Genomic DNA, 10,126 nt, shown 5'->3' on the forward strand with positions numbered 1-10,126 from the left:
TTTGGCAAGTGGAAATCGTGGTAAAATCCAGTATTTATGCGTGTTTTAGACACTTTTTGGAGTGCTATGAGTATGACGGTTTTGGGAAGTTAGCACTAATTCAACAGCGAGATGCAAGAAGACTTCAAGCAATGGAAGGCTATTGCCGAACAACAAACTGTCTTCGAAATTATATTTTGGAGTACTTTGGTGAAAAGACAGGAGCACCATGTGATAATTGCGGTAATTGCCATAGGGAATATCAAGAAGTAGATATGACTTGACTAAGGAAGCAAAGTGGGTTATTAACTGTCTTGCTGAAACAAAAGGCAGATATGGGCTTAATATTGTTCTTGGAACATTGCTTGGTGCAAATAGGGCACGTTACTGTTTGCAAAAGTAAAAGAAGTGCATACCGTACATTAACAAATATTCTGACATACATCGAAGAGAAACTATTACTTAGAGTCAACCGTGAGAAAACAACGTTTGCCTATGTGGGGAAAGTTAAATTCCTAGGGTTCTCATTTTACAAGAATAAAAGTGGAATGAGACTAAGAGTACATCCGAAAGCAATAAATAAGATGAAAGCCACAAAAAAGGCATATACATTCCATATTAGCAAAGGAAAAAACCCACGGAAGACGCTTTGTTTGGTGACGCAGTCTCTTCCGTAGGGCTACCTGAAAATAAAGTATTAATCTATGTTTTCCATAAACTTTTAGTTATATAATTTTTAGGAGAAACACCATAGTATTTTTTAAAACATTTACTGAAATAGCCAACATCTTCAAAACCTACTTTTTCTGCAATCTGTGATATATTATCAGTTGAATTAAGCAGCAGGTCTTTTGCTTTTTCCATCCGTATCTGAAGAATATAGTTTCCGATTGTGACATCCGTATATTTTTTGAATAGAAAACACATATGCTGTAAATTCATATCAACTGTTTGAGAAATAATTTCCAGGTTTAAGTTGGGATTAATATAGTTAATATTGATATACTCTTTAATTTTTTTGATAATCTTATGGTTACTTGGACTTGCAGTGCTTTGAGCTTGCACAACCGTAAAAAATATAATATCCAGTATATGCTGCTTAATTTCTGATATTGAATATATGGTTAAAAGTTTAGAAACTGCAAAATTGTGTAAGGAACTGAGAGTTTTTTCAATACCGCATTCCGTAGCAAAATCTATAATAATTAGAAGGATGTTGTTAATCTGAAGTAAAAAGGTATCAGGAAACAGTTCTGATAATTTTAAAGTGTCAAAAATCGTGTCAATTAAATTACTAATATACGTTTTGTTATTTTGTCTCATTGCAAGAAGCAATTGCCGTTTGAATTCTTCGGTTACAAGGACTTTTGCATAATCAGACATTTTAAGCGAGTTTTCTGAATAGTAGTGAATTCCGTAAGTCTCATAGAAAAGGCAATACTGTTCAATGGATACCGCCTCAATATAGGAGGAATGAATACCTTCCAGGGCAGAATAACAGGTTCCGGCTGAAATGATATAACCGTCATTTTTGTTGATAATGGAAGTTATCTGCATAAACATTTCAGTCAGCCAGATTTGATAATTATTATAGTGCAAGGTATCCATAGCCAGTATCAAACACAGCGACTTTTGCATATTGGTAAAACTGATAAAGCCAACGGAAGGGTCCAGAAGATCACCAACCATATTGTTAATAGTAAAATAATATAATTCTATGTCTTCCTGCTTCCATGTACTGGGTAATTCCCGGACATGAAACAACAGGACAGCATAATAGTCTTTCGTAAGCGAGAAGTTAGCTTCTTTTGCCAATGTACTAAGATTTTCTAATTCATAATTTTCCTGTGTTAATTGTGAGGCAAGATAAGCACGCAGGTAACTTTTACTGCTATATTGTATTTGAGACAGCTTAGTAAGATGATGTTCCCTTTCCTTTTCCATGTCAATTAAATTGCTGACTTTATTAAGGCATGCATATAAATTATCACGTGTTATAGGTTTTAGTAAAAAATCCTGAACACCAAGCTGAATGGCTTTTTGTGCATATTCAAATTTATCATAACCGGAAATTATAATAAATTTTGAGGCGCGATTATTGTATTTAACATATTCAATAACTTCAAAGCCGTTCATTTGAGGCATGGTAATATCAATAAGAATAATATCAGGATGTAACTCCTTAATTTTTTGGATCCCTATTTTACCGTTATTAGCCTCTCCAATTACCAGATACTCATCCTGAAACGCCAGTATATATTTTATCATTGCTTGTCTGAAGTAATATTCATCATCAATAATTAATATTGTTTTCATCGTATTCTTCCTCTCTGTATTTATCTGACTTTCATTTTTGTAATTTATAAGGAGTAATACCGGAACCATCATTTAATGGAAGCACTTTCGGAATAGTAAGTGTTACTTTAGTGTATTGTCCTATTTCACTGCATATGGATAAACCATATTCTTTTCCAAATAGAAGTTTTATACGCCGGTTTATATTACTTAATCCAAAAGAAAGCGTGTTTGGCAAAGGGGCATCTTCAATAATTGAAAGTAATTTTTTAAGTTGGGTTTCATCAATACCTGGCCCGTTATCTTCTATACTAAAAAGTATTCTGTCCTCCATTTCGGTAGTGCGCAGTATAATGGTTCCGGATGATTCATTTTCAACTGCACCGTGTATAATAGCATTTTCCAGAATTGGTTGTAATGTTAATTTAGGTATAATATATTGATTGATTGATTCGGTATGAATAATCTGATAATCAAAATATTCGGTGTGCCGGAGTTTTTCAATATACATATACTGCTGGGCGATATCAATCTCATTCTCTATTGTTATAATATCAGAGCCTTTACTTAATGATAACCGGTAAAAAACGGATAAGGCGGTAACAGCCTCACTGGATTCCTCATTCATATTTAAATCTATCATGGATTTTATCATTTCAAGGGTATTGTATAAAAAGTGAGGATTTATCTGTGCCTGTACTAATTTAAACTTAAAATCGTTTTTTGCTTCCTGTTCTTCACAGATAGTTGTCAGAAGCTCCTGTGTTTGTTCCATTAAACTGTTATAACCTCTGTAAAGAATACCGATTTCGTCGGAACTATTTGGTATTACCGTAGTTTCATAAGCGTCTTCTGTGACATTTTGCATGATTCTGGTTAGCTTTAATATTGGTTTTGTAATAGACCTGGCAAAAATAAAAGCTAAAATAAAGAAAGTTATAAATGCGCATAAAAAGCAGACGATAAAGGTCCGGTTAAATATCTGCAGCTCCTTTAAAAGTACTTTTAAAGGAATCGCATTAATTATTTTCCATTGGATATCATTTAATGCTGTCATAGAATACACAATAGGAAGAGAATTTGCATCAGATTTATTCGTTACAATAAAACCGTTCCTATTTAATCTATCCCAATCGGAATTTGTAACCTGAAGTTTATTATTATTCAGAAACGGTGAATTCATCAGTCCTTTGTTGGAGGAGAGCAATATATCATGATTACTATTTAAAATATAAAAGGAACTGTCGGAGTCTGGCGGCATATTATCTTTGAACAAGGAAGAGATTGTAGAATCTTTTATGAAAAAAATAATATATCCGCAAAGCTTTCTGGAGTTTAATTGTATAATGGGTTTCGAAACAATAAAAACATATTCAGCTTCATCCGTTGATAAAATATCCTTTGATTCATATAGATATGGTCCACTGATGCAGGGACCTTTATTATTCGCATGTATAGTTTTTATAGTAGCCGTATCCAAATCCTGAATGGAATTCATATCATATCCGCTGGCATTAAAAAACGTTCCGTCGGAAGCTAAAATTTCCCACATGGTTATACTGTTATTTATACCAATAATGGAGTTAAGGATAGAATTCATATTTTTATTTATGTTATATCGGGTAATTTCATCAGTGGGCGGCTTTGGATATTTTTTTGCAGTTTGTATGATGTAGTCATTTAATGAAGCAGAAATGGCATAATCAAAAATGTGATCTATTTTATTGTTTATATTGTTAGTTATAGTAGCAAGCTCTCTTCTAGAACTGTTAATGGAGGAAGAGGTAAAAGACGCCTTAGAAGAATAATAAATAATAGTAAATAAGGTAACTATTATCACCATATAAACACATAGAAAAGAAATAAAAATTTTGTTGCGAATGGAACCAAAAAAAATTTTCTTAAAAAAGAGAATCATTTCTTTCATTACATATCCTCCCATGATATCTGTCTAACTGTAATCCCAATCATTAAAATTTCTCTTTTGCATAAATGCCTGCTTCAGAGTATTCAAGGTGATACTATAGTATTATAAAATAAGTAATTTGTATAGATGGTATGATAAACTTACTAAGATTTTACCGGTTTTACGAATTATTTCCCTTTTAACGGATCGTTGTATTTGCTATAATGCAGTTGTTCGATTAAAGGAACAATAACTTTACAAATGAATAGGAGGAAAATGTTATGAAGAAAAAGGTATTGGGGATTCTATTAGTTTTTACAATGTTAGCCGGATTACTTACAGGATGTGGTAAAGAACCGGCAAATACCGGAGGAAGTGGGACATCAGCTTCCGGTGAGGAGAAAGCTTCCGGGGACAGGACTCTGCATATTAATTGGCTAAGCGCAAGAAATGCGGATGAAGCAGTAATCAAGGCAATCAAGGATGTGGCAGCAAGTTATAAGGAAGAAAATCCGGATTTGGATTTTTCATTTGAAACGGAAAATATATCGGATAGATCCTCTTATCTGCAGAAATTAAAAATTTTAGCAGCCAGTGACGAACTTCCTGAGTGGTATGATTCTGACCCGGATACCTGGTTTGCGGATCTTGTAAAAGCTGGCAAGGCATACTCCATAGAAGATCTGTATAATGAGCTTGGAGTTTCAGACAAGATTTTTACAATTTCCAAAGAATATGCAAGGCTTTCAAGCGGTGAATTAAATCTGATGACATTTCAATGTAATACGGAATATTTCTTCTATAATAAAAAGATGTTTCAGGATGCGGGTATCACAAGTGCGCCTGGGACATATGAAGAGTTTTTGAAAGATTGTCAGATATTAAAAGATAAAGGATATACTCCTTTATCTATGGGTGGTGACTGGCCAATCCTGCGTTATTTCGCTATGGTACCATTCCGATTGACGGGAAATGATTATATTATGAATAGCACTGCAGGAAAAGCATCATTTACTGAGGCGGCCGGTATTGAGGGAGCTGAATTCATGCAGAACTTATCACCATATTTTCAAACCGGCTGGTCCAGTGCGGATTATGATACTATGGTTGATTTATTTGCAAGCGGACAGACTGCAATGCTTTATAACGGTACATGGGTTTTGGCAGATTTGTCGGATGAAAACGGTAATCTGAAAGAAGATTTCGGATATTTTACAATGCCGGTGTATTCGGATGACGATGCTACGGCAAGTACAGATTATTTCGCTAATTCCGGTATTGGAACAGCAGTTCGTTCCGATTCAATGGATGAAGAAATGAAATCATTTATACACTATTTAATTGATCATTATGCAAAAGCAAGTTTAAGCTATAATAATCTTCCGTCTGTTATGCCGGATGACGAGACAATGAGTAAACTTTCAGACAGCTATCAGCAGATAATTAAAGATGTGTCTGGGGTTAAAACATATGCAAAATGTTGGGATGTTGTTATTAATTCAGCATCGGTTGAGCCTTTGGAAAAAGAAACTACCAGTCTTGTTCTGGGACATACAACACCACAGGAATGGGCCAAAAACATGGATGAAATAGTTGCATCGGAGAATAAGTAATACTCCAATCCATATCACAGATTACGCTATGGCTGCTGTGCATATGCAAAGCAGCCATAAAATTTAAATTCTGTTCCTGATAAAATATACTCGGAGGGAGTTGCTTAATGAAACCAAAATATAAATTAGAACCATGGTTATTTTCTTTGCCCGCCATTCTTGTATACATTGGAATTGTAATTTTTCCTCTTATATGGTCTATTTCATATAGTTTTACAGACTGGAGCGGGATAGGAAATAAAGCATTTATTGGGTTTGATAATTATATCCGCCTGTTTAGTGACAAGACATTATGGACAGCTTTTAGAAATAATTTGTTTTTTATGGTTGTTGGTACCGCTTTTCAATTAATTGCAGGTCTTGTAATGGCAATATTATTAACCAATATAACAAAAGGATCGAACATTTTAAGAGTTGTTTATTTTATTCCATGTATTATATCATCCATGGCTATCTGTAAGATATTTGAGAAAATGTTATCTGTACAGCCATTAGGGGTAATACCGGCCATAATGAAATTAATGGGTATGGAACCAATTGCTTTTTTATCGGACTATAACTTATCTCTTATATGGGTGACGTTAATAGACGGATATAAATTCTGCGGATTGTATATGGTTATTTTCTATTCCGCATTTATGAATATTTCAAAGGATGTAGTTGAAGCAGCTTATTTGGATGGATGCAACTGGTTTCAACAGTATCGATATATTAAGCTACCCTTAATAAAGAATATATTCTTTGTTGTATTAGTTATTTTAGTAAATGGAACACTAAAGGGATTTGATGTATCCTATATTCTGACCAGTGGAGGTCCTGGAAATGCAACGGAATTAGTGGCTACTTATATGTATAAAACGGCTTTTAGCATGTCTAACTTTGGATATGGTAGTGCGTTAGCAGTCTTTATTTTACTTGAATCTCTTGTGGCTGTGGGAATAGTGAGATTATTTGAAGCAAGATCTCACAAAAATGAATAGGAGGTCAGGAAAATGAAAGAAATAAAGTCCGGAAAATTAATAAGCTTTGTATTCTATATGATAATTTTAATATTTGTTATCGTGCAAAGCTATCCTGTTGTATGGGTTATCCTGTCTAGCTTTAAATCAGGAGAGGATCTGGCGGGTACTGTGCCTTATGCCCTACCTACCGCATTCTATCTTGGAAATTATGAGAAGGCATTATTCTCATCCAAATTAGTCCGTTATTTTTTAAATAGTACGGTTGTTGCTGCTATTACACTGATTGGAATCATTGTGTTTGGCGCGCCAACGGCTTATGCAATCAGTAAAATTAAATTTAAACAAAGTAAAAATTTATTAGCCTTTTTTCTTATTGGCATGATGGTACCCATATTTTCATGCTTAATACCAATGTTTCAAATCTACAACAATTTGGGACTTAGAAATACGTATCTCTCTTTAATTCTGCCTCAGGTAGGATTTGGTCTCCCAATGTGTATTTATCTGTACACAGGTTTTATGAAGTTTGTTCCGAATGAGCTAATGGAGGCTGCTGCAATAGACGGAGCCGGCCATTGGACTACATTTCTAAAAATAATGTTGCCCATGGCAAAAAACTCTACGGTTACCATTATCATCTATAATTTTGTATCAATATGGAATGAGTTTACCTATGCCAACACTTTTATGACAAAAGTGAACATGAAAACTTTGCCGATTGGATTAAATGATTTTGTTGGAGAGATGGGCCGGAGAGACTGGGGGGCAACTTTTGCTACAATTGTAATAGCAATTGTACCTACAATGATTATTTACTTTATTTTAAATAAACAGGTTATGGAAGGAATGGCTGCGGGAGCGGTAAAGAACTAAAATACAGGCAAGGAGATTATATAATGAAATTAGAATTATCAAATAGTTGGTATATATTACAAGATGTTCATGATACCGGTGAAAATTTAAAGTTATATGAAAAAGACGATTTCTTAACACTGCAGGGACCGCAGATGTCCGAGTGGGAAGAACTTCCTGAACTGAAGCAATTACAGTTAATCTTTTCAGAAAATCCATATTGGGGACGGGAATTGCGCTATTATAATGATGCTCCATGGTGGTATAAAAATGATTTCTATGTACCTGATGACGCAAAAGGACATTGTATACTTAAGTTTACAAATGTTGACTACTATTGTAAGGTATGGGTTAACGGCGTATTTTTAGGTGAACATGAGGGCTATTCCATACCATTTGAATTTAATCTTGATCATGTTATTAAATCGGGGGAACCTAACCGTTTAATTGTTAAAGTTTGGTCACCCTGGGACGATGAAGTTGACGGAAATAATCAGGAAAGACGTACTTTTCTTATTTACCGGAATATGGTAAAAGGGACCTATGAACATTCGGATACTTTTGTACAAAGGGATGTAAACCCTGTGGGTATTTATGGACATGTTACCGTGGAAATTCAAGATTGCGCTGTATTTCAGTCTTCACCGGTTGTTACCTATTCATTGAATGATGCGTTAGACCATGCTGAAGTTAAAATAGATGCAGCTATCGCAAATGCGAAGGACAGAGATTATCAAATTGGCTGGTGCTGTATTGACAAACTGACAAAAGAAGTATTAATTCAGGATAGTTGTAAAATTGACGGTGACGGATCCTATACACTAAAAGGAACCGTAGGTGATATCCATTTGTGGAATACCTGGGACAGAGGGATGCCCTATACTTATTTAATAAAAGTATATCTTATGAACAAAGCTGAAGAAGTAGTTTATGAATATGAGGAAACCACAGGTTTTCGTAAGATTGAAATGTTACGGGATGAAAAACAAACAACATTTATATTAAACGGAAATAAATTCTATATGCGTGGAACAGCTTATTTCCCAGACAATTATGTATCGGCAATGAATAAAGAAAGATATAAAAGGGATCTTTTGGCTATTAAGTCAAATGGGTTTAATATGGTCCGGGTACACGTACATGTTGATTTACCGGAATTTTATGAATTATGTACGGAACTTGGTATCGGGATTATGCATGATTCAGAATATAATTGGGCTCATCCGTTATCGGATGAATTTGCGGACAGATTCATTAATGTGTATTTACAGACAGTTGATATGCTGAAAAAATATCCGTCAATTTTATGCTGGATTTGTATGAATGAGCCGGGATTATTAGATGATGTACCGGAAGGAACGACGAAAGCACACAGCCGTTCTATGGAGATTAATCCTGGACCGGCTTTATTTAAAGCGGTATGTGAACATGATCCGTCAAGGCCGGTAATAAAAGGTTCTATGTACGAAGAGGATCCGGACAGTGGCGACAGCCATAATTATATCGGCTCACTGACGGGGGAAGACGGGCATTACAGTGATATTTACGGGACAGTTGAAAAACTAAATACCGAATTTGGTTTTGATGCTCCGCCCTGTGTTGAAAATCTTAAAAAAATGCCGGCTGTTTACAAGCGGTTAAACAAAATCGTTGACGATATTGATGAAATCGGAAAATATCAATACGCTTTGTTAAAATATTATATAGAGCATTATAGAATGCAGAAATATAATCCGAATGCCGGTTATGTACAATTCCTGTTTAATGATATGTGTCCGCAGAGTTTCTACGGATTATATGATTGGTGGGGTATTCCAAAAGCAGGTGCAGATGCCATGTTGGAAAGCAATATGCCGACCGGTATTTTTATGAAATATAAAGACTCCCTGGATAGTATCTATGTTGTTCATGATTTATTGAAACCACTGGGTGATTGTGTTGCAACATGTGTTATTACTGATGCAACAGGCAGGGTAATCTTAAAGAAACAGGAAGAACTTTACGTAGGTAGTGATACAATCGTAAAAGTATGTGATTTGAATATTGATCTTGATAAGGATACCATTATCCATGCCGCTTTAATATTAAAAAGAGAAGATGAAATAATCTGTACGAATCAGTATGACGATATTTTCCATATGCCGCAGCATACCAAAGGACATCCAACCCGAATGAGTCACGAAACAGGTGTAAGACTTTATAATGTGTGATAAAAACTTCAGAGGCCTCAAGGTCTCTGAAGTTTTTATTCTATAATCCACTTTAAAGTTCTCTGGTCAGAATGAGAAGTACCAGATGGCAACCGAATTAAAATTGTTCCTTTGCAATAGCCATATAAAAACCACCTACCAAGTAAGATTTTTCATATCTATTTCTCACCAGGGAAGTGGTATTTATTACCAGGACATAAAATTTTTACACTACTGCTAACTTCCCAAAACCGTCATACTCATAGCACTCCAAAAAGTGTCTAAAACACGCATAAATACTGGATTTTACCACGATTTCCACTTGCCAAA

8 protein-coding genes are annotated in these 10,126 nt (G+C 34.8%); 6 read left to right on the forward strand and 2 right to left on the reverse strand.

Going from position 1 to position 10,126, the window contains the following annotated elements:
- Both BJR36_RS19260 and BJR36_RS21080 read left to right on the forward strand, forming a co-directional pair.
- Positions 1 to 263: RecQ family zinc-binding domain-containing protein (locus BJR36_RS19260; RefSeq protein WP_242875685.1), on the forward strand; the 263-nt coding region annotated here is incomplete at its 5' end.
- The gene (locus tag BJR36_RS21080) at positions 260 to 382 is read left to right on the forward strand and encodes a hypothetical protein (protein ID WP_242875686.1); all 123 of its coding nucleotides are present in this window, start codon (positions 260 to 262) and stop codon (positions 380 to 382) included. The genes BJR36_RS19260 and BJR36_RS21080, both read left to right, overlap by 4 nt.
- A 299-nt stretch (positions 383 to 681) precedes the next feature.
- On the opposite strand, the gene BJR36_RS19265 is transcribed toward BJR36_RS21080, so the two are convergent.
- Positions 682 to 2,295 carry a response regulator transcription factor gene (locus BJR36_RS19265; protein WP_169823791.1) on the reverse strand — a complete coding sequence of 538 codons (1,614 nt, stop codon included), beginning with the start codon at positions 2,293 to 2,295 and terminating at the stop codon, positions 682 to 684.
- Between the two features lie 31 nt (positions 2,296 to 2,326).
- Positions 2,327 to 4,201, reverse strand: coding sequence for a sensor histidine kinase (locus BJR36_RS19270; protein ID WP_169823792.1), 1,875 nt, complete (start codon positions 4,199 to 4,201; stop codon positions 2,327 to 2,329).
- Between the two features lie 260 nt (positions 4,202 to 4,461).
- Between BJR36_RS19270 and BJR36_RS19275 the strand changes: the two genes are divergently transcribed.
- The 4 genes from BJR36_RS19275 (at position 4,462) to BJR36_RS19290 (ending at position 9,817) form a co-directional block, all read left to right on the forward strand.
- On the forward strand, positions 4,462 to 5,793 hold the full coding sequence (locus BJR36_RS19275; protein ID WP_091237064.1) for an ABC transporter substrate-binding protein: 1,332 nt from the start codon (positions 4,462 to 4,464) through the stop codon (positions 5,791 to 5,793).
- 107 nt (positions 5,794 to 5,900) lie between these two features.
- Complete coding sequence (locus BJR36_RS19280) at positions 5,901 to 6,773, forward strand: carbohydrate ABC transporter permease (protein ID WP_091237065.1); 873 nt, start codon at positions 5,901 to 5,903, stop codon at positions 6,771 to 6,773.
- Between the two features lie 12 nt (positions 6,774 to 6,785).
- Complete coding sequence (locus tag BJR36_RS19285; RefSeq protein ID WP_091237066.1) at positions 6,786 to 7,628, forward strand: carbohydrate ABC transporter permease; 843 nt, start codon at positions 6,786 to 6,788, stop codon at positions 7,626 to 7,628.
- A gap of 23 nt (positions 7,629 to 7,651) precedes the next feature.
- Complete coding sequence (locus BJR36_RS19290; RefSeq protein WP_091237067.1) at positions 7,652 to 9,817, forward strand: glycoside hydrolase family 2 protein; 2,166 nt, start codon at positions 7,652 to 7,654, stop codon at positions 9,815 to 9,817.
- The last annotated feature ends 309 nt before the right edge of the window (positions 9,818 to 10,126 follow it).

It is taken from the genome of Anaerobium acetethylicum (genome assembly GCF_900096945.1).
Lineage (GTDB): Bacteria > Bacillota > Clostridia > Lachnospirales > Lachnospiraceae > Anaerobium > Anaerobium acetethylicum.

Excerpts from the sequence above, each read along its gene's own strand:
- BJR36_RS19265 (WP_169823791.1), bottom strand. The coding sequence starts at position 2,295 with ATGAAAACAATATTAATTATTGATGATGAATATTACTTCAGACAAGCA.
- BJR36_RS19270 (WP_169823792.1), bottom strand. The coding sequence starts at position 4,201 with ATGAAAGAAATGATTCTCTTTTTTAAGAAAATTTTTTTTGGTTCCATT.
- BJR36_RS19275 (WP_091237064.1), top strand. The coding sequence starts at position 4,462 with ATGAAGAAAAAGGTATTGGGGATTCTATTAGTTTTTACAATGTTAGCC.
- BJR36_RS19280 (WP_091237065.1), top strand. The coding sequence starts at position 5,901 with ATGAAACCAAAATATAAATTAGAACCATGGTTATTTTCTTTGCCCGCC.
- BJR36_RS19285 (WP_091237066.1), top strand. The coding sequence starts at position 6,786 with ATGAAAGAAATAAAGTCCGGAAAATTAATAAGCTTTGTATTCTATATG.
- BJR36_RS19290 (WP_091237067.1), top strand. The coding sequence starts at position 7,652 with ATGAAATTAGAATTATCAAATAGTTGGTATATATTACAAGATGTTCAT.